The organism is Turicibacter sp. HGF1 (assembly GCF_000191865.1).
GTDB classification, from domain to species: domain Bacteria; phylum Bacillota_I; class Bacilli_A; order MOL361; family Turicibacteraceae; genus Turicibacter; species Turicibacter sanguinis.
The window spans coordinates 1-22051 of sequence record NZ_AEXQ01000095.1 but is presented as its reverse complement, the minus strand read 5'-3'; the positions used below and the strand labels follow the sequence as shown (position 1 = coordinate 22051).

At 33.0% G+C, this 22051-nt stretch carries 17 protein-coding genes, 1 pseudogene and 1 other annotated feature; of the genes and pseudogenes, 13 read left to right on the top strand and 5 right to left on the bottom strand.

Going from position 1 to position 22051, the window contains the following annotated elements; all coding sequences use genetic code 11:
* The first annotated feature begins 65 nt into the window (after nt 1-65).
* Entirely contained in the window at nt 66-1424 is a 1359-nt protein-coding gene (gene mnmE / locus HMPREF9402_RS09345; protein ID WP_006784007.1) for a tRNA uridine-5-carboxymethylaminomethyl(34) synthesis GTPase MnmE, read from the top strand.
* Between the two features lie 965 nt (nt 1425-2389).
* Here the strand turns inward: mnmE and HMPREF9402_RS09340 are convergent.
* Nucleotides 2390-2956: a Maf family protein gene (locus HMPREF9402_RS09340; RefSeq protein ID WP_006784006.1), complete on the bottom strand. Its 567-nt coding sequence runs from the start codon at nt 2954-2956 to the stop codon at nt 2390-2392.
* A 449-nt stretch (nt 2957-3405) separates the two neighbouring features.
* Nucleotides 3406-3629, top strand: a binding site (T-box leader).
* 39 nt (nt 3630-3668) lie between these two features.
* Here HMPREF9402_RS09340 and asnA point away from each other — a divergent pair.
* The 5 genes from asnA to HMPREF9402_RS09315 all read left to right on the top strand — a co-directional run bounded on the left by asnA (nt 3669) and on the right by HMPREF9402_RS09315 (nt 8121).
* Nucleotides 3669-4649 (top strand): aspartate--ammonia ligase, encoded by a 981-nt coding sequence (gene asnA / locus HMPREF9402_RS09335; RefSeq protein ID WP_006784005.1) that lies wholly within the window; start codon nt 3669-3671, stop codon nt 4647-4649.
* Between the two features lie 15 nt (nt 4650-4664).
* Nucleotides 4665-6056, top strand: a complete 1392-nt coding sequence (asnS, locus tag HMPREF9402_RS09330) for an asparagine--tRNA ligase (protein ID WP_006784004.1) — start codon at nt 4665-4667, stop codon at nt 6054-6056.
* A gap of 154 nt (nt 6057-6210) precedes the next feature.
* Nucleotides 6211-6399, top strand: coding sequence for a LacI family DNA-binding transcriptional regulator (locus tag HMPREF9402_RS09325; RefSeq protein WP_237701262.1), 189 nt, complete (start codon nt 6211-6213; stop codon nt 6397-6399).
* Nucleotides 6381-7181: a LacI family DNA-binding transcriptional regulator gene (locus HMPREF9402_RS09320; RefSeq protein ID WP_330938295.1), complete on the top strand. Its 801-nt coding sequence runs from the start codon at nt 6381-6383 to the stop codon at nt 7179-7181. The genes HMPREF9402_RS09325 and HMPREF9402_RS09320 overlap by 19 nt, the downstream gene beginning before the upstream one ends.
* Nucleotides 7182-7212: 31 nt before the next feature.
* Nucleotides 7213-8121: a hypothetical protein gene (locus HMPREF9402_RS09315; protein WP_006784001.1), complete on the top strand. Its 909-nt coding sequence runs from the start codon at nt 7213-7215 to the stop codon at nt 8119-8121.
* Between the two features lie 372 nt (nt 8122-8493).
* Here the strand turns inward: HMPREF9402_RS09315 and HMPREF9402_RS09310 are convergent, their stop codons facing one another.
* From HMPREF9402_RS09310 to HMPREF9402_RS09295, 4 genes are all read right to left on the bottom strand, one after another.
* Nucleotides 8494-10407 (bottom strand): YgiQ family radical SAM protein, encoded by a 1914-nt coding sequence (locus HMPREF9402_RS09310; protein WP_006784000.1) that lies wholly within the window; start codon nt 10405-10407, stop codon nt 8494-8496.
* A 116-nt stretch (nt 10408-10523) separates the two neighbouring features.
* Nucleotides 10524-12314 carry a clostripain-related cysteine peptidase gene (locus HMPREF9402_RS09305; protein ID WP_006783999.1) on the bottom strand — a complete coding sequence of 597 codons (1791 nt, stop codon included), beginning with the start codon at nt 12312-12314 and terminating at the stop codon, nt 10524-10526.
* A gap of 98 nt (nt 12315-12412) precedes the next feature.
* Nucleotides 12413-15478: a type I pullulanase gene (pulA, locus tag HMPREF9402_RS09300; RefSeq protein WP_009607225.1), complete on the bottom strand. Its 3066-nt coding sequence runs from the start codon at nt 15476-15478 to the stop codon at nt 12413-12415.
* 127 nt (nt 15479-15605) lie between these two features.
* The gene (locus tag HMPREF9402_RS09295; protein WP_009607228.1) at nt 15606-17330 is read right to left on the bottom strand and encodes an EAL domain-containing protein; all 1725 of its coding nucleotides are present in this window, start codon (nt 17328-17330) and stop codon (nt 15606-15608) included.
* Nucleotides 17331-17559: 229 nt separating this feature from the next.
* Between HMPREF9402_RS09295 and HMPREF9402_RS09290 the strand changes: the two genes are divergently transcribed.
* The 7 genes and pseudogenes from HMPREF9402_RS09290 to HMPREF9402_RS15045 all read left to right on the top strand — a co-directional run bounded on the left by HMPREF9402_RS09290 (nt 17560) and on the right by HMPREF9402_RS15045 (nt 21946).
* Entirely contained in the window at nt 17560-17994 is a 435-nt protein-coding gene (locus HMPREF9402_RS09290; RefSeq protein WP_229040150.1) for a DUF1934 domain-containing protein, read from the top strand.
* A 5-nt stretch (nt 17995-17999) separates the two neighbouring features.
* Nucleotides 18000-19661, top strand: coding sequence for an arginine--tRNA ligase (argS, locus tag HMPREF9402_RS09285; RefSeq protein WP_009607224.1), 1662 nt, complete (start codon nt 18000-18002; stop codon nt 19659-19661).
* 21 nt (nt 19662-19682) lie between these two features.
* On the top strand, nt 19683-20174 hold the full coding sequence (gene rpoE / locus HMPREF9402_RS09280) for a DNA-directed RNA polymerase subunit delta (RefSeq protein ID WP_006783994.1): 492 nt from the start codon (nt 19683-19685) through the stop codon (nt 20172-20174).
* Nucleotides 20175-20576: 402 nt separating this feature from the next.
* Nucleotides 20577-20735 (top strand): IS3 family transposase, encoded by a 159-nt coding sequence (locus tag HMPREF9402_RS14375; protein ID WP_009607223.1) that lies wholly within the window; start codon nt 20577-20579, stop codon nt 20733-20735.
* 45 nt (nt 20736-20780) lie between these two features.
* Nucleotides 20781-21035 (top strand): annotated as a pseudogene (locus HMPREF9402_RS14370) (helix-turn-helix domain-containing protein); the annotation flags it as partial.
* A 239-nt stretch (nt 21036-21274) separates the two neighbouring features.
* Entirely contained in the window at nt 21275-21742 is a 468-nt protein-coding gene (locus tag HMPREF9402_RS14215) for a DDE-type integrase/transposase/recombinase (RefSeq protein ID WP_331251028.1), read from the top strand.
* A gap of 27 nt (nt 21743-21769) precedes the next feature.
* Complete coding sequence (locus HMPREF9402_RS15045) at nt 21770-21946, top strand: IS3 family transposase (protein WP_009607230.1); 177 nt, start codon at nt 21770-21772, stop codon at nt 21944-21946.
* The last annotated feature ends 105 nt before the right edge of the window (nt 21947-22051 follow it).

Here is a 22051-nt window from a genome sequence, read left to right as displayed (position 1 = left end):
AAACTAAATTGAATAAAAGCCAGAAAAATCGAACATGATAAACTAACTGCTATGGAGGTGTTTTAATGCTACAAGATACAATCGCTGGAATCTCTACTGCTATGGGCGAAGGAGCCATCTCAATCATTCGTTTAAGTGGAGATGAAGCCTTAGATATTGCAAATAAAATTTTTCGTGGAAAAGATTTAAAAAGTGTTGCTAGCCATACCATTAACTACGGTTTTATATATGATCCTGAAACTGACCGAAAAGTCGATGAAGTTTTAGTTTCAGTCATGCGAGCACCAAAAACATTTACGGCTGAAGATATCGTGGAAATTAACTGCCACGGGGGAATTTTAGTCACTAATAAAATACTAGAACTTATTTTATTAGCTGGTGCACGACTTGCTGAACCTGGGGAATTCACAAAACGCGCCTTCTTAAATGGCCGTATCGATTTAGCACAAGCCGAATCAATTATGGATATCATTCATGCTAAAAGCGAACAATCTTTATCACTAGCTTTAAACGGTTTAGATGGGCGTGTTTCTCGTTTAATTAAAGAAATGCGTGAAGAAATTTTAAATATTTTAGCTAATATCGAAGTTAATATCGATTATCCTGAATATGATGATGTTGAAGAAATGACAAACGACATCTTACTTCCTCGTTCAATCGATATTCATGAAAAAATGTTAAAACTATTAGATACAGCTAAAACAGGAAAAATTCTTCGAGATGGAATTAAAACTGTCATTATCGGGCGTCCTAACGTTGGAAAATCAAGTTTACTGAATCAATTAATGCGTGAAGAAAAAGCCATCGTAACAAATATTGCAGGAACAACACGTGATACAGTTGAAGGGTATATTAATATCGGTGGATTAACATTAAATTTAATCGATACGGCTGGAATTCGTGATACAGAGGACATTGTTGAAGCTATTGGTGTTGAAAAATCAAAAAAACTAATTAACGAAGCCGAACTTGTTTTATTAGTTTTAAATAATAATGAAAAATTAACAGCCGATGATCGTGAACTATTATCATTAACAAATGATAAAAACCGTATTATCATCTTAAATAAAACAGATTTAGAGACTCAAATTGAACGAGACGAACTTCCAAACTATATTGAAACCTCTATGGTTTTAGAAAAAGGAATTGAAGTTCTAGAAAATCAAATTAAAAAAATGTTTGAAATTGGGGATATCGGAGCTAAAGATATGACTTATTTATCAAATGCCCGTCATATTGCTAAACTAAAACAAGCTATTAATTCAATTAACGATGCCATTTCAGCTATGCAGTTAGGAATGCTTGTGGATATGGTTGAAATTGATATTAAAAATGCATGGTATTCACTTGGTGAAATTATCGGAGAAGATATGGGAGATTCATTACTCGATGAACTCTTCAGTAAATTCTGCTTAGGAAAATAAATAAAAAAGATTAGAGAAATTTTTCCTCTAATCTTTTTTATTTTATAACCTTCATAGATTATAAAAAATCTAAACTAGCTATATCTTTATGTCATATTATGTCTTTTTTTCTCACTTTGATTGCCGACAATAAAATGCATTTATCTACAACTAATCCACATCTATGTGGACAAAAAACGACACTTGTCTACAGTTTATTCACAAGATATCAACAAGCAAAAATCTCATAAAATCGACATTTTCAGACAGTTATCCCCACTACCCACAGAACTTATTATTATTGTTATTATTATAAAAAATAAATATATAAATACAATAGGAAGTTTTGTCGAAAAAAAGTTTTTTACTTTCCTAAAAATAAAATAATTCTTTATCACCTATCATTTAAAATTAATGCTGTATTTCTAACTTAAGTATTTAAATTCAAAAAAAATTAATAAATTTTCATATTCACTTAATAAGCTGAGTACCAGACTTTCCACAATATAAATACCATTTCATTCTAACTATTAATAAATAAAAATCCTATATATAATAAAAATTTTTAAAATCTAATATTAGAACCCTTTTTCTAGCTTAAATAATATCAAAAATCATTTCTCCATAAAAAATTAAAACTCTCTTTTTGATTTCTCACCTCCCCTAAGGGGGGACAATTAAATAATAAAAAAGTATTTTTCTAACTAAAATTCAACTTTTTTAAACCACTATTTTCGACAATAACAAACAGTTATCTACAAACAATTCACAACCATGTGGACAAAAAACGACACTTATCTACAGTTTATTCACAAGATATCAACAAGCAAAAACTTCGTTAAATCGACACTTTCAGACACTTATCCTCAATATCCACAAAGCTTATTATTATTGTTATTATAAAAAAATATAATATATAATAATAACAAAAAAAGACGTGAATCGACAAACTCACATCTCTATTTAAAAACTGTGTATAAAGACTATTAAATTAAATTTAAATGAGTTAACGTTCTCTTTAATTGAGCAATGGGTAATCCCATGACACTATAATAATCTCCAGAAATAGATTTTACTAATTCAAACCCTTTTCCTTGAATTCCATAAGATCCTGCCTTATCCATTGGTTCTCCACTTTTAATATAATTTAAAATCCATTCATCTGTAACATAATAAAATTCAACATCCGTAATATTAACGAAACTTGTTAATAACTCTTTTTCTTTATTAATAATACTTACACCTGTCATAACCTGATGTTTACGTCCTGATAAATTTTTTAACGTATTAAATGCATCTTCTTCATTTTTTGGTTTACCTAAAATTTTTCCATCACAGACAACAATCGTATCCGCACCAATAACAGTTTCACTTTCAAAAAGATCAGCAACTGCACAAGCCTTTTGAATTGCTAAATCTTGAACTTGACCTGCTACATCTAAATCAGCATCCATTACCTCATCTACAGCACTAACAACCACTCTATGTTCAATTCCAGCTAACTCTAATAATTCTTTTCGTCTTGGAGACTGTGACGCTAAAATAATTCCCATAATCAACACTCCTTTTTATTTATCCACATTTCAATGTCGAATTCTGATAACAGATTCGACATCTAATATAATTAAAAATTATAACATATACAGGAGATTCTATATGACTATCTAAATAATCTCTGCTAAATTATCAGACTACCAAGAAGTTTTCCAAATGATGCTCAATTTATACGAAGACACTCTCCAATAATCATAAACCTCTGAAGAAAAATTCAAATAAAGAAATTATCTTCTTCAGCAAATTAGAGTAATAGGGATGGAAAAAACATCTTATATGTGGATAAACATATCATCTTCTTACAAGAAAAGCATAAACTTTTAATAAAAAAATAATTTTAAAATATATGAGAATATTTTTAACTTTAAAGAACTAGACTAAACAATATAAATTTTTAATATTTATCATTGACTAAAATTAGTTAAGTGTATAAGATATTAATAAGTCAATATCTACGTTGAAAAGGAGAGTACCTTTTAATTAAGTCAAAGCGAGTCAGGGACGGTGGGAGCCTGATATGGCGTTAAAAGCGAAGAACACCTTGGAGTTACTTATCGAAAGCAATTATTTGTAAGTAGGCTAAGTCGTACACCTGCGTTAAAGGGAAAGGGTAAGAATATTCTATTCTTAAACTAGGGTGGTACCGCGGATCAACAGTCATTCGTCCCTTTTGGGCGAAGACTGTTTTTTTTGTTGCCGGAGGTGGAATTCATGTACGAAAGCAAGTTATCTCTCATTGAAACACAAAAAGGAATCAAAAAAATTAAAGATTTTTTTCAAACAGAATTAGCAAAAGAATTAAATCTACTTCGAGTATCAGCTCCTTTATTTGTCCCATCAGATAGTGGACTAAATGATAATTTAAATGGAGTTGAACGTCCAGTAAGCTTTGATTTATTATCAGGGGAAACTATTCAAATCGTTCATTCACTTGCTAAGTGGAAACGTAAAGCCTTAAAAGACTATGGATTTTCTATAGATGAAGGGTTATACACAGATATGAACGCGATTCGAAGAGATGAAACTTTATCTAATATCCATTCGATCTATGTTGATCAATGGGATTGGGAAAAAATTATTCTTGAGGAAAACCGCACGACACAGAATTTATACTCAATTGTTCAACAAATTTATCGTGCACTAGTTGAGACGGAAAAAAGTTTATTAAAGACTTATCCACAACTCACCAAAAAATTGCCTGATGAAATTACATTTATTACGAGCCAAGAGTTAGAAAATTTATATCCTAATTTATCTCCAAAAGAAAGAGAAGATGAAATTTGCAAAAAGTATGGCGCTGTTTTTATTTCACAAATTGGGAAGGTTTTAAACTCTGGCAAAGTTCATGATTTACGAGCACCTGATTACGATGATTGGGAACTAAATGGGGATATCTTACTCTATAATCCCATCTTAAAAAGGGCTTTTGAAATTTCATCAATGGGAATTCGTGTAGATAAACAAGCTCTACTTCATCAACTAGAGGTGACCGATACAATGGATCGATTGAATTTACCATATCATCAAGATTTGATAAATGGTCGATATCCATTTACTGTTGGTGGTGGGATTGGACAATCTCGCTTATGTATGTTTTTCTTAGAAAAAATGCATATCGGTGAAGTTCAAAGTTCAATTTGGCCTGTGGATATCATTGAGCAGTGTAAGCAACAAAATATTCATTTATTATAAAAGGAGGACCTATTAATGGAAAAAATCGTTGTACGTCAATTATTTAGAAATTTAGATCGTTATGCTAACCAAGTGGTTGAAATTAACGGATGGGTTCGTAACAATCGCGCTCAAAAAGCATTTGGATTCTTAATGATCAATGATGGATCATTCTTTGAAACAATCCAAGCTGTATATGAAGAAAATTTAGAAAACTTTAAAGAAGTTCAAAAATTTCGTGTTGGTTCTGCTGTAACAGTTCGCGGATTAGTTTATCCTACACCAGGCTCAAAACAACCATTTGAAATTAAAGTACAAGAAGTTATTCTTGAAGGAGATTGTCCAGAAAACTATCCAATCCAACCAAAACAACATACTCGTGAATTCTTACGTGAAGTGGCACACTTACGTCCACGTACTAACCTATTCTCAGCAGTATTCCGTGTTCGTTCATTAGTAGCATACGCTATCCATAGCTATTTCCAAGAAAAAAACTTCGTTTATGTGCACACTCCAATTATCACTGGATCAGATGCTGAAGGTGCAGGAGAAATGTTCCAAGTTACAACGTTAGATTTCAATAACGTACCACGCACTGAAGAAGGAGCAGTAGATTTCAAACAAGATTTCTTCGCAAAATCTACAAACTTAACGGTATCAGGACAGTTAGAAGCTGAAACATTCGCTTTAGCATTACGTGATGTGTATACATTCGGACCGACGTTCCGTGCAGAAAACTCAAATACACAACGTCATGCTGCTGAGTTCTGGATGATTGAACCAGAAATCGCATTTGCCGACTTACAAGACGATATGGATTTAGCTGAGGGTATGATTAAATACATCATCAACTATGTATTAGAAAATGCCCCTGAAGAAATGAAATTCTTTAATCAATTCGTAAGCAAAGGTGTATTAGATCGTGTTAAAGCTGTGGCAGAATCAGACTTCAAACGTTTACCATACACAGAGGCAATTGAAATTTTATTAAAAGCAGATAAAAAATTCGAAAACCCAGTTTCATGGGGAATTGACTTATCCACAGAACATGAACGTTACTTAACAGACGAAGTATTCAAAGCGCCTGTTTTCGTAACAGACTATCCAAAAGATATTAAAGCATTCTACATGCGATTAAATGATGATCAAAAAACAGTTGCTGCAATGGACCTTTTAGTACCAGGTGTTGGTGAATTAATCGGTGGTTCTCAACGTGAAGAACGTTTAGAAATTTTAGAGCAACGTATGGATGAAATCGGAGTACCAAAAGAAGAATTAGACTGGTATTTAGACTTACGCCGTTATGGTGGTGTAAAACATGCTGGATTCGGTTTAGGATTTGAGCGTATGATTATGTACATCACTGGTGTTGAAAATATTCGCGACGTTGTACCATTCCCACGTACACCAAAAAATGCAGAATTCTAAGATATCCACAAGAAAAACTCTCCTCATGGAGAGTTTTTTAATTTAATATAATGTGTAACCGTATACAATTATAAGTCCTTTCTAAATTACGATATAATTAAACTATTATAATAGGGTAATTATACACTAAGAAAGGGTGATGACATTGGCCACGATGAAAGACGTTGCAAAATTAGCAGGGGTTTCCTTATCAACAACATCTTATGCACTAAATGGAAGCAATAAAATTAGTGACGCAACAAGGCAGAAAGTTTTAGAAGCAGCTAAACAACTTAACTTTTCTCCAAACGCAGCTGCTAGGTCTTTAAAAACAAAAAAACAAAAATTATTGGTGTTATTTTAAGTGATTTTATCGGTCCATACTTTAGCAGTTTATTAGCTGGAATTCAACATCAAGTACGAGAAGACGGATACGATGTTATTGTTATCTCAGGTATTGAAACAGGAGAACGATTTATTAGACAAAAACTTGTAGATGGAATGATTATGTTAAATCCAGCTATTGAAGATAGCGTAATAGGCGCTTATGCTAGTCACGAAACACCTTTTATCCTAATGGATCGCAAACTCGAAGGCGATGGAATTTATAACGTCATGATTAACAACCATGATGCTTTTACACAAATTATGAAACATCTAGTTCAACAAGGTAGTAAAAAAATTGCCTATATGAGTGGGGATACATTTGCATCTGACAATAACTATCGTCATGATGCTTATCAACAAGTCTTAAAAGATTATGAACTAACGTATTCAAGAACTTTTGAGTGTGATTATACAAAAGAAAAGGCATATCAAATCGTAAAACATTTAATTGAAAAACAAGAGGTTGACTTTGACACATTAGCCTGTGCTAATGACTTGATGGCAGTCGGAGCCATTGAAGCCTTTAAAGAAGCTGGAATCAATATTCCTAATGATATCATTGTTTCGGGATTTGATGATATTGAACTTTCACAATATTGTTATCCACAAATCACGACCTATCATATCAATCGCTATCAATGGGGGAGAAAAGCGGGCGAAATTATGATGCGTGCGATTAATAAAGAAGAAGGAATTCATACGCATGAATTTACAGGATATTTAATTGAGCGTGATTCAACAAAAAAGGCATCGAATTAATTTCGATGCCTTTTTAAAGGGGGAAAAACAGATGAATTACAAGTGGATTATTGAAAATCAAGTAGCTATCTCTTTAGAATCGCGAGAAAAATTATCATCAGAATCAATCTTTCAAACAATTGTAACCATTGAAAAAGAAGATTTCCGTTTAATTTGGAAATGGAATGACTCTAGTGAAGTTAGACACTATATGTATACTGTGGGCAATTATCCTAATCCAACAGAATTTGAACTTTATGAATTTCAACAATTTATTAACTATGAAATTAAACATCGTCGAAAGATTCTTTTATGGTTTCAATCAATCGATATGCAAGAAATTTATTTTAACTATTTAAAAATAAATCATCCACAAGTAGAGTTACCATTAAAGCTTGAACACTGTAAAGCATGCTATGAAAAGGGATGTTTAACTGATTTATTTTGTCATACTTCTTCCATAGAAGATGGAATTAAAATTTTATCAACAGGAGAACTACTTTCATCAAGAAAAGTTCGTAAAGAAGATATCAACGTTTTAAGAATGGAATCGAGAAATGCAGCTGGCGATCCTGTGGACTATTTTGATTATGTCATGCTGTCTTACGGTAACTGTTTTTCCGGAGATCGTTTAGTAACAGAAAGACGAATTAATGACAATCCCACTGAATTAGACTTAACAACTAACTTCCAACCAGGCATTCGGTATTACTTTAATCGACAAGCCCTTCAACACCATCCTAACTTTTGTTGTGATGGCTATCATGCTGGTAAAGTAAAAGATCGAATTAACCTATTAGACCACCTACTTTGCTGTATTGTGCCGAAAACCCACGAACAATTAATTAAACAATTTGCTCATCCAAACTTATTATCTAAAATTATATTTTTAGAGCCTATAGCAGATTTACACTTATGGACACATCAAGCCTATGAAACAGCAAAAAAATTCAATCATTAAAAACACGCCGAGTAGCGTGTTTTTAATTTAATTGTCGACAAATAAAAACAGTTATCTACAAACCATTCACACCCATGTGGACAAAAAACGACACTTATCTACAAGTTATTCACAGGATATCAACAAACAAAAATGTTGTAAAATCGACACTTTCAGACACTTATCCTCAATATCCACAATGCTTATTATTGTTTTTATTATTAAAAGAATATAATAATATATATTAATCGAATATTCGACAAGTTAATCTATAAAAAATATATAGCTCAGTGTTAGAATCCTTTTTATCCTATTTTCTAATATCCATAATTTTTAGACGGAACTAATTTCTACTTGTTAAAGTGATAAAAAAACCACTCTAGTTAGAGTGGCTTATTTTTTCTTTTTATTCTTAGAATGACCATATGATTTTGATTGTGAACGATAACCACCTTTTTGACCATTTTTTTGATTAGATTTAGTAGCAGGTTTTCCACCTTTACTTGGTAACTTTGGTTTAGCAGGTTTAATTAAACATTCAGGGCCATAACCCACTAAATCTAAACGTCCAGCCTTTTGTAATGCCTCATAAACTAAATCATAATTCTGTGGATTCTTATATTGAATTAATGCACGTTGCATTGCTTTCTCATGAGGATCTTTCGGTACATAAACAGGGGTCATCGTACGAGGATCAACTCCTGTATGGAACATCGTTGTGGATAACGTACCTGGAGTTGGATAGAAATCCTGTACCTGTTCAGGTTGATGATTAATATCACGTAAATATTCTGCCAACTCAATCGCTCCACGTAAATCACAGCCCGGATGTGAACTCATTAAATAAGGGACTAAATACTGATCCTTATCTAACTTTTGATTAATCGCATAATACTTCTTCACAAAACGATCATATAAAGAACGCGTTGGTTTTCCCATATAATGCAATACCGTATCCGAAACATGCTCAGGTGCAACCTTCAACTGCCCACTTACATGATGCTCCACTAATTCGCGGAAAAATTCATCATTCTTGTCATACATCACATAATCATAACGAATACCCGAACGCACAAAGACTTTCTTCACCTTCGGTAAAGTTCTTAACTTGCGTAAGAGATCAAGATAATCACTATGATCCACCTTCAGTTGTTTACAAGGATTTGGATGTAAACATTGCTTCTTCTTGCAGACACCTTTTGTCATCTGCTTATCACAACTTGGGGCATAGAAATTAGCCGTTGGTCCCCCAACATCATGAATATATCCTTTAAAATCAACATCCTCAGTAATTTTCTTTGCTTCTTCAATAATAGACTCTTTAGAACGAGTTTGAATCGTACGTCCTTGATGGAACGTCAAAGCACAGAAATTACATCCTCCGAAACATCCACGATTTGAAATTAAACTAAACTTCACTTCATCAATCGCCGGAATATGACCCATTTCTTCATACATCGGATGATACTTTCTCGTATAAGGAAGGGCATACGTATAATCCATTTCCTCTTGAGTTAAACGTTCACCTGGTGGATTTTGAACTACATACCAACCTTGGCAAGGCTCCACTAATGTCTTAGCGACAATTGAATCAGTATTTTCATACTGAATATTAAAACTTTTTGCATAGGTCATTTTATCCGCTACAATTTCCTCATAGCTTGGAAGCATAATATAATCATACGCGCGATCTAAATCTTTTGTCTTCCATACTGAACCACGAATATAAACTAAATCTTCAACTGCAATTCCAGCATTTAAGGCATCTGCAACCTCAATAATAATTTTTTCACCCATACCATACAGTAATAAATCAGCCTTGGCATCTAACAATAACGAGCGACGTACTTTATCATCCCAATAATCATAATGAGCTAAACGACGTAAGGATGCCTCAATTCCACCCACAATAATCGGAACATCAGGATAAGCCTGACGTGCCATATGTGAATAAACAATCGTTGCACGATCAGGTCGTTTTCCCATCTCACCGTTCGGTGTATAAGAATCTTTTTTACGACGGCGCTTAGAAACCGAATAGTGATTTACCATGGAATCAATATTTCCTGAAGAAATTAAAAATCCTAAACGAGGCTTTCCAAAACGTCTAAACTCCTCAACATCTTTCCAGTTTGGCTGAGAAATGATACAAACCTTATAACCATATGCCTCAAGCGTTCTTGTAATAATAGCGGCTCCAAAAGAAGGATGATCCACATAAGCATCACCCGTAATATAAACAAAGTCAGCCTGTTCCCATCCACGCGCTTCCATTTCTTCACGTGTTACCGGTAAAAATTCTGACATATTATCACCTCATCAAATTCAATATATCGCCATTATAACAGGTTTATTCTAAAAACACGAACCACATTTATTAACAATAGACATAAAAAAAAACGACTTAATGTCGTTTTTTCACTCTATTCAAAAATGATACCCTCTGTTAAATAACTATTTTGATACAAATCTGTCAGACAATAATAAACTAAACAATCATTTTCACCAATCGATTGATAATTCACCACAAGACCTGATTCATCTACAACTAAAGGATCTCCTAAATAATAACTCCCATCATATTCCCCGTCATATGTATAACCATCTACTATAAAATTTAATATATCCCCCTCTTTAATCGGAACAAGTCCTCGAAGTAAAATAGAAGACTCATCATATCCATATCGATAACCAGCTACCTTCCCCTCCGGTTTTTCATTATCCCAGATTAAAATAATTTCAACCTCTTGATTATTTACATGAGCAGGGACATAACCATAAGACATCCACTTATCCCCATCCACTTCTTCACCCAGTGCATAAAAAGGCACAATATGATCATTAATAGCGACCCACGTATGGTCAAACGTCATCATCAAATCCCCATCATCATCAAACTCATAAAGATTATCAAAACCCAACTCCAAATAACCTTCCCCATCATCATAATAAACCTGGCACTCAACCTTTGAAATCAAATTCCAGTCCTCATCCGATAAAATAAGCGCATAATACTCTCCCTTATCCTCAATCTCCCAATCATAATCCATATAATTACCGTCCAACATCATTCTTACAAAAAGCTCCATAAACGAGACATACCCCTCATCTATCCCCAACTGCATATAAACATCCATCATTCCATCAAAATACTCAAGCTCTGAGTATGGAAAATAAACAGATATCCCACCTATATCATCAGATGAATTAGAACTGGCTTTATACTTTACACAATCATTAATAGCTTCAATGAGCACATCAGATTGCTCTAAATCAATTTCTTTTGCTAAATCTGCCAAATCAACATGGTCAATATCAGTATTTCCAAAGCTTTTACTCTCACTTCGTCCTTTAGAAATTAACTCAAAATTTTGATTATTTAAAACTAAATTAGCTTCCTCTAATAACATACAAAAACTTTCATACACAGATCCAATTTTTGATAAATCACCTACGGCGAGTGTTGCGCTCATTCCATGACTTTCAACTATACTTCTGTTTATATAATCATCCACAATTTGTTTTCCTAAATCTAAAGTCTCAATACTAGGATTCTTAGAAAGAGTCGTTAACCAGTCGGTATAATACCAGCCTCCTGCTGGTTCCGTTTCTTCGGAGGCAATCATATAATCGGCATAATCATCTAACACTAATCCGACCTCAATCGTAGACATTAAACAGGCATCAAACCCAATAAAGTCAAAATAGACGCCACCATCCTCTAATGCGGTCTCAAGCTCATAAATCTTCATCGGCACCTTATCAAAATTTTCATCTACAGCAAAACCATCCAAAGCCCCTCCACCATGGTCCCATAAAATTAACACATAACGGTCAGCCATAAAATGAGTTGCCGCATAAGAAATAAAATCACTTAACGTAGAAGGATCCGCCATGTCTTTAAGCCCTAAATTTTCATCTAATAAAACAAGTTCACCATTCTCAATCAAATAACGTTGATTAGTTTCAGTACTAATCACATCATTTTTCCATTGACGGGTTCCACCCGTTTCAATAATAACATTCACTTGCTCAGATAAATCAGCTGCAAGCATTTCTTCTAAATCCTTTGTTGCAGATCCAAGCTCAGACTCTAAATCAGATCCACACATATAAACCATAACCGTTACAACCGTATCATCATGAAGCGACTCGAACTGATCACAGCCGAGTAGCATTAACAAGCACAAAAAATAAACCCCTAAATACCTCAATTAAATCGCCTCCCATTCTCAATAAAAGTATATGGGAGAATCATTTAAAGATTGACATAAAAAGAGACTAATCTTAACGATTAGTCTCTTTTTGACATTTATTTAGAAGATTTCTTTTTCTTATCGTAAACAATATAAGCAACTGTTCCAGCAACCACAAGTAACGCTGCACCTGCGATTAATAAAACCTGAGCCCACTCACCATCAGATGAGATAGAATCATCAATCATTAACACATAAGATGAATGAGGTGTCACTGTTACAGAATCACCTTTCACAACCTCAATCACATCAGTTCCCGCTACCTCACCATTTGCAACTAATTGCCAATCAGCTGATTTTGGTAAAGTAATCACTTGCTCACTATCTGTCGCGTTGTGGATAACCGTAATATCAGACGCTGTATCCCCATTCGCATTATTTCCTAAATTGAAAGCAATCACACCAACAGGAACATCTTCCATAAACGTTAAATTCGCTTGAATATCTTCTTGTGCTGACATACGGAATGCTGGATGCGCACTACGAAGAGCGATTAATCCTTTATAGTAGTTATAAACATCAGCATTTTCTTCTTTCCAATTCCAATCGATTTGGTTTACCTCATCAGATGCATTATAACTATTATGATCTCCATCTTTCGTACGCATCATCTCAACACCAGCATGTAAGAAAGGAACACCTTGAGCAGTTAACACAATCGCATTCGCTTGCTTTTGCATTAATTTAATTGTTTCCTCATCAGCATCCGGTAACGTTGCAACTAACTTATCATAAAGCGTATTGTTGTCATGTGCTGAAACATAGTTAATTGATTGAGAAGCTTCAGTTGCCCAAGGACCGCGAGATCCTCCTGCTAATGAAACACGGTTATAATCAATTTGAGAATGCTTTGTCGCTCCAACAATACCAAACTTCACACGCTCATCAAAACTAAACTGTCCATTAACAAAACCAGGCTCTTCAGCATTGAATACACTACCTTTTACTCCATCGCGAATATCATCACTAAACATCCCGATACCAGGCATTTGAGACGCATAAATTTTTAATGCTGCCTCATTTTGTTCTAACGCAGAACCACCAGCATCCCAACCTTCACCATAAACAATGATTGTTGGATCAATCTCAGTTAAAGCTGCACGAACTTCATTCATCGTTTCAATATCATGTAACGCCATTAAGTCAAAACGGAATCCATCAATATGATACTCAGTTGCCCAGTACTTCACTGAATCCACAATAAACTTACGCATCATTGAGCGATCAGATGCTGTCTCATTTCCACAACCAGATCCATTTGAGAACCCACCATCAGTTGTTTGACGATAATAATATCCTGGTACAATCTTATTAAAATCAGAATCCGCTGTTGCTCCTGTATGGTTATAAACCACATCCATTACCACACGAATTCCATTTTCGTGTAAAGATTGGACCATTTGTTTAAACTCATTAATACGAACCTCACCATGCTCAGGATCCGTTGAATAAGACCCTTCAGGAACATTATAATTTTGAGGATCATAACCCCAGTTAAATTGAGGCTCATCTAATTTTGTCTCATCGATTGAACGATGATCAAATGCTGGAAGTAAATGCAGATGAGTAATACCCAAATCCGTTAAATGATCCGTTGCCCCCTCTTCAGTAAACTGTAAAAACTTCCCGATATTTTTAAATCCTGCTGACTCATGACTTGACCAGTCACGCATATGCAACTCATAAATCACCGCATCTGTTGGAGTTCCACTAAACTCAGGACTCACATCACTGGACCAGTTTTCAGGATCCGTTAAATCTAAATCAACAACCATTGCACGATTCCCATTTACCCCAACCGCACGAGCATAAGGATCAACTGCTTCGTTCGTTTGACCTGAAACCGTCACTTCATACGTATAATAAGTCAGATTCAAATCACCACTAACATCTGCAACCCAAGTTCCTTTAACATCACGAGTCATATCGATTTGCTCAATTAAATTATCTCCACTACCTGCTTCATATAAATTTAAAACGACATGACTAGCTGTTGGTGCCCATACTCTAAATGATGTTTTATCCTTAGAATAAGTAAATCCTAAATCATCACCTTCATAATAGAATGCATCATTAAACTCTTCAGAATCAAAAAGCCCTGTAAATGATACTTCGATTGCATCCTTAAATCCTTCTTTTGCAATCGTATAAGAATCCTCTAAACTAATATTCTCTTTTAATAAAGCAACAATTGTAGAACTAGACTCATCTAACATCACTTGATCTAATTCTAAAATATTTCCTTGGCTATCGCGTACTTCGACACCTTCCGTCGATGTAATTGGAGCTGCTCCTGTAAACATAATTTTATTTAACGACTTAAACGTTGCTGTTGATAAACGTGGCGTTAAATCAACATCTGCCTCACTATAATAAATATTAGAATCACCTTCTAATAAATAAACATTCAATACACCCTCAGTCGCTTTAGTTAAATCAATAAAACGATCCTGATCAATATCTCTAGAATCCCAGTTACCTTTTCGCATAATAATTCCAAGCTTATCGGCACCATTTAAATCCTTTAAATTAATCTTAAAGATCTTTCCATAATCATCTTCATCTTCAAATGAATAAGACAATCCTTCCTGACCGTCAACCCATCCCCAAATATTCCATTTCTTATACTTATCATCATATCGACGATAATGTACAAACACTTGAACCTCAGCTTCCTCATCACTTACAGTCGATACAGTATCATTACCTGCAGTCTCTAACTTCACAACTTCGCCACCGGCTCCCGCTGGTGCTTCAGTTAAATAACCACACTGCCCCTCAGAAACCCAAATCTCAGTATCATCCTCAACCTTGATTCGCTGGTCCTCATCACAGTTTTTCTCTTGCCAATCCCCCTTACGAATAATGAATCCCGCTTCATTGCCTTTGGCAACCTCAATCTCTGCAATATAACCAAAGTCATCTTTAGCAGTAAAATCAATTTGCTCCATATCCTCAGTCCCAGTATCCCAAGCCCAAATATTCCATTCATCGTATACTCCGTCAGTGCGTTGATAATGAATCGTCAACTTCGCATCATCCGTCGCATGAATCCTCCCATTTGGTAAAATAGATGTTACCATAATTGCTATTGCTAGCATCAAAGAAATTTTACGTCTCATACTAGACCCCCTATATAAAGTTACATTCCTAATTCTACCACAACCAAAGGTTTATAAGTATACGCTTACACAATGTCGTAATCGGTTACCTACAAAATAAAAAAGATAGTCCATTACGCACCATCTTCTACTGAAATTTGTAAAGTTTACTATCATTATTTAAAATCTCTTCAATTGGAAGAGGCTTAGAAATTAAATACCCTTGAACAAGCTCACAATAATTATCTAAAACATAACTCAACTCATCATAGGTCTCAATACCCTCAGCAACTAACTCAACGGCTAAATCATCTGCTAAATTTCTAATCAACTTCACAATCGCTTGCGTCTTCTTATTTTGATGAATATCTTTAATAAACGAACGATCAATCTTAATAACCTGTGCATTTAACTGATTTACATAGTGAATCGATGAATAGCCTGTTCCAAAATCGTCTAAAACAATTTGAACGCCCATTTTTTTCAAAGTCTCTAAATTCTTATTACCAATTGTAATATTATCAATTAAAATTTGCTCTGTAACTTCAATACAAATTTTATGAGCATCAACCTCATAAAATTTTAAATTATCTTCAATATACTTAACTAAAGTTTCATCCGCTAAAGTCACACCTGTAATATTGATTGATACCTTAGGAAACTCAACTCCCTCATGATCGTACTGATGAATTGTACGTAACACTTCTTTTAATACCCAAAAGTCTAATTGTTTAATATCGCTAATTTCATATAAGTAGGGTAAGAATGAACCTGGAGCAAGCGTCCCTCTATTTGGATGATTCCATCTGATTAACGCTTCTAATTTACTAACAATATTCGTTTTAGCATTGACAATGGGTTGGAAATATAAAACAAGCTCATCATTTGCTAGACCTTGAATAAATTCATTTCTAACACGAATCGATTCTAAATACTTTTCCTTTGTCGAAGCATTAATTGTTACAAAAAATTCATTTTTATCTTTAATTAAATGACGTTTTACATACTCATAATAAACTAAATATTGCTCATAAGGTTCAATTGGATACAGTTCCATACAGAATGCTTTAAATTGTCCAGAAAAAGAATAATTATTAATCACAATTCCATTATGAATTAAGTTATTTAAAAGTTCTAACTTTGTTTTGATTTCATTCAATTCTAAATTATGTGTTAATATTGCAAATTGGTGTTCCGATATTCTAGCCATCTTACTGTAAATAAATAAGCTTTTTAATCTCTCTACAAAGAAATTTAAAAATTCATTATTCGATTTATCGGTTAATCCACTTTGGTAACTTGTAATTGATAAATCAATAATGGTTAAGAATGAATCTTGGTATTGAATACTAGATTTTAACTCTTCGAATCTTCTTTTTAATCCTTCACTATTTAACGTATTTGTACTTCGATCGTGGAATGCTAAATATTTTACTTCATGAGCAATTTCATACAAATCAGAAACATCACGATTATATCCAATCGTAAAAGACTTCTTAATAATCGGCATTACATACTTTGTTCCACTTGTTTGAATCCAAATATACTTTCCATTACTATGCTTTACTTTTAAAACAATTTGATATCTACCATGTGTTTTTAATGATTCAATTGATTCTTCAAACTTTTTTCGATATTTTGGATGAATTAATGTTGGAAAAAAATTCTTATCTTTTATTTGATTATTATCAGCCAATCCAAGCAATTGATAATTTTGTTTTGACCACCAACTTACATCACGATTATCATAATAAATCCAATAGCCATCATGACTATTTTCAAGAATTTTATTTAATAAAATGATATGTTCGAGTTTATATCGACCAAAATATAAAATTATAAATAAAATCAATCCTCCTATAATATAGTTCATATTTTTTTCCTCCAATAAAACTTATATACCAGTATTATACAATTAAATTTGACAAATTCCTATATGACAAAAATTTCGCTTTCAAAAATAGGATAAAAGCTTTTATAACTGTTAAATCATGGTTTGTATCGTATATATTTATAAAGTTATTGCAATAATCATATAGAATCGTTAAAATAAGTTGTGCTATAATTAGTAGATAAAATTACACATTATGGATGATGATAAAATGAGCACAAATAAAATTAGTGGATTAGTTAGCTTTCATATGAAGCTAACGCAAGGACTCGATGTAACGGAAACGAAATTCGATACATCTGCCACATTATATAAAAAAAATGAAAAATTCTTTTTGTTTTTTAATGAAACTAATTTTGAAGATGATTCTATAACAAAATGCCGTTATGAAATGGACGATAACTCAGTTCGAATTCGTAGAGATGGACCAATTATTATGGATCAAATTTATAAGATTAGTGAGCTACAATCAGGATATATCAAGACTATCTATGGTCAATTAGATACAAAGTCTAAAACTCATCGGTTATCTTTAGAAATTTTAGACGCCACGTTAACTCTTAATTTAGATTACGATTTATTTGTATCTAATGAAAGAGCAGGTAATTATAAATTAACTGTTATATTCAATAAGGAGGATATCTAGCTAATATGATACAAACATTAAAAGAAAACTTAAAAGCAGAGATTAAACAAGCTGTTTTAACATGTGGATACATTACTGAGTCAGATGATTTAAATGTTATTTTAGAAAATTCAAAGGATGTAAGTCATGGGGATTATTCAACAAATATTGCTATGCAACTTACAAAGATAGCTAAAAAAAATCCTCGTATGATTGCAGAAGAAATTCTTAATAATTTTAATGCTGAGTCTGCGAATGTAGAAAAAATTGAAATTGCTGGGCCTGGGTTCATTAACTTTTTCATGAAAAAATCTGCATTTACGCAATCGATTAAAAATATTATTGAGTTAGGTCATGAGTTTGGTACTAGCAAAAGTGGAAATGGATTAAAATACAACGTAGAATACGTTTCGGCTAATCCAACTGGAGACTTACATTTAGGACATGCTCGTGGTGCTGCATTAGGAGATTCTTTATGTAGAATTTTAACTAAAGCAGGGTACGATGTAACTCGTGAATACTATGTAAATGATGCTGGAAATCAAATTCATAACTTAGTTATTTCAGCATATGCACGCTACTTGCAAGCTTTAGGTTTAGAAGCCGAAATGCCAGAAGACGGGTATCATGGGCCAGACATCATTGCTTTAGGACAATCTATGGTGGAACAATATGGTGATAGACTTGTTAATAAATTAGACGAAAACTACAAGTTAATTCGTGAAATGTCACTTGAATATGAATTAAATAAAATTCGTAAAGACTTAGATATGTTCGGTGTGGAGTTTGATATGTACACAAGTGAGCAAGAGTTATATGATAATAACTTAGTACAAGAGTCTATTAAATTACTAGAAGAAAAAGGATTCATCTATGAAGAAGATGGAGCAGTTTGGTTCCGTTCGACTGATTTTGGTGATGACAAAGATCGTGTATTAAAGAAATCAGATGGTTCGTACACTTATTTAACTCCAGATATTGCTAATCATATTGAGAAATTAAAACGTGGTAATGATAAATTAGTAGATATTTGGGGAGCAGACCATCACGGATATATTGCGCGCGTAAAGGCATCTATGCAGGCTTTAGGATATGAAGCGGATAAATTAGAAGTAGATATTATTCAAATGGTTCGTCTAATTAAAGATGGTGAAGAATTTAAAATGTCTAAACGTACAGGGAAAGCTGTAACAATTCGTGAATTAGTAGATGAAGTAGGTGTAGATGCAGTACGTTATTTCTTTGTTATGCGTAGTGGAGAAACACAAATGGATTTCGATTTAGATTTAGCAACTAAAAAATCAAATGAAAATCCGGTTTATTATGCGCAATACGCTCATGCCCGTACTTGTTCAATTTTACGACAAGCTGAAGAAAAAGGCTTTAATGTAGAATTAAAAGATCAATATAATCACATTACCCACGAAAAAGAATTTGAGGTAATCAAATTAATGGGGGATTTCCCTATTGTTGTTGCAGATGCAGCTAACAAAAGACGACCTCATTTAATTTGTAATTATATTAATGATCTTGCCACAGCATTCCACAGTTTATATAATGCAGAAAAAGTAATTAATGAAGAGAATGTTGAGAAGACTAATGAAAAATTAGCTTTAATTAAAGCTCTAGAAATTACAATCAAAAATGCATTAGAATTAATTGGGGTATCAGCTCCAGAACGTATGTAATTATCATAAGGAGGAATAAAAATGACAATTAACCAAGAAATGTCAATGTTAGAAGTAGCAGAATTACTAATTCAACGTAAAATTAAACCTCAAAAATTCGAGAAGATTGCAAAAGAAGTTTGTGAAATGATGGGCTTAACAGATGATGAATTCCAATCGAAATTAGCTCAGTTTTATACTGATTTAACGTTAAGTGGAAAGTTTGTAACAGTTGGAGAAGATAAATGGGATTTAAAATCACGTCAAAAGTATGATGTGGCTAATTATGATACATATGACATTGATTTTGATGATGAAGAAATTGAAGTTGTTACTGAAGATGGATTTGACGTTTATCCAGAAGAAAATGAAGAATTCATAGTAGAGCCTGAAGATGAAACTGAAAAAGAAAAATATCTAGAAGACGAAGAAGAAACAGAAGATGATTATAGCGATGAAAGTGATGCAGAAGTTGAAGAAGAAACAGATGAGTTTGAAGGCTTAGCTATTTATAGCGAAGATGACTTTGAGTAATGATGTAATAAAAGACTCCTTTTAGAGAAATTTCCCTCTATATTAGATTTTTGATCTAGTATAGAGGGATTTTTTATTAAAAGATTAAACAGTAATAAAAAATATAAAATTAATTCAAGAGATTTCTTAGAATACAAACAAGAGGGTATATTTAATTTAGAAAGTATAAAGGTGGTAAAAAAGAAAATAAGATATCTAAATTTAATTTATTAAATGATATTTTCTCTCGAGGTTGCTTTTATTTAAGGAAAGCAGTAAAATATCTAATAAAGAAAGAATAGTTTATGATTTGAAGGAAAACATTTAGTATTCGTGTGAGATAAAAACTCCCCTAAATACTTATTGAATGATATGCATCCCAAATGTTAGACTAAAAAATCTAACGTTAGGGGTGTTTTTTGTATGGCTAAATATAGTCCAGAATTTAAATTAAAGATTATTAATGAATATTTACAAGGTACTTTAGGTTGTCGCTCTCTTGCTAAGAAATATCAGATTCCAAGTCCATCACAAATTGAAACATGGGTTAGACAGTATAACCAAGAAGGAAAAAACGGATGACAACCAAAAGAAAACCAAGCTTATACTGGAGAATTTAAATTAAATGTATTAAACGATATGAAAACAACAGGTGCTTCATATAGTCAAACTGCTATTCATTTTGGAATATCAGATATAGCAACGATTGCGAATTGGAATGCAACGTTTTTAAAAGACGGTGTCGAGGCATTATTGAAATCGAAAGAAAGACCTCAAAACCCTATGACAAAATTAAAAGCATCTAAACAACCGAAAACTTTAACACGTGAACAACAATTAGAAGAAGAAATTAAATTGATGAGAATTGAGAATGAATACTAAAAAAAGTGTCACGCCCATGGGATTATGCCATGGAGTGAAAGAATCAAATCGAGACAAGAATCATCCAAGAATTAACCTCTAATTTTAAATTAAGTGACATTTTAAAGGTCACAAAATTTCCTAAATCAACCTATCACTATTGGATCAATAAGATGAAGTAAGAAAAACCTGATCAAGAACTGCAAGGCATTATTTTAAGCATTTTTAAAGAAAATGATGAGAATGATGGTTATCGTTGAATTACAGATGAGCTTCATCATCGAGGTCATCAGGTTAACCATAAGAAAGTGTATCACCTGATGAAAAATCTTGGAATTATTTTCGTTAAGTTTAGTCATAAAACGCGTAAATATCGCTCATATAAAGGGAAGATAGGAACCATCGCGAAAAATCGAATCAATCGTCGATTCAATACCCCCTATCCTTATCAGAAACTCATAACAGATGTGACAGAGTTTAAAACACAGGAAGGAAAGAAACTATATTTAAGTCCAATCATGGACATGACAACAGGTGAAATTTTATCCTATTCCATGAGTTATAAATCTGACTTAAATTTTGTCATGGAATCCCTGCATCAAGTCCTACCTATTCTCGAACAAGCCAAATATAGAACAACCCTTCATTCTAATCAAGGTTGGCAGTATCAACATCAAAAATGGGTTAAAACATTAAAGACACATAAAATTTTTCAAAGCATGTCATGAAAAGGAATTTGTTTAGATCATTCTCCTATGGAGAATTTCTTTGGAATCCTTAAACAAGAAATGTACCATAGAAAGACATTTAAAACCTATGAGGAGTTAAAAGAAACTATTGAAGAATATATTGACTACTATAATCATAAACGAATCAAAAGAAAATTGGCTGGGATGATCCAGTTCAATACCGAATTCATACCAGCCAATTAGCAGCTTAATGTTTAGTTCAACTTTTTGGGGTCACTACAGAATTACATTATTAATTTATAAATTTTAGAAAATCAAATATAATTTTTTTAAAAAAAGATAAAAAAA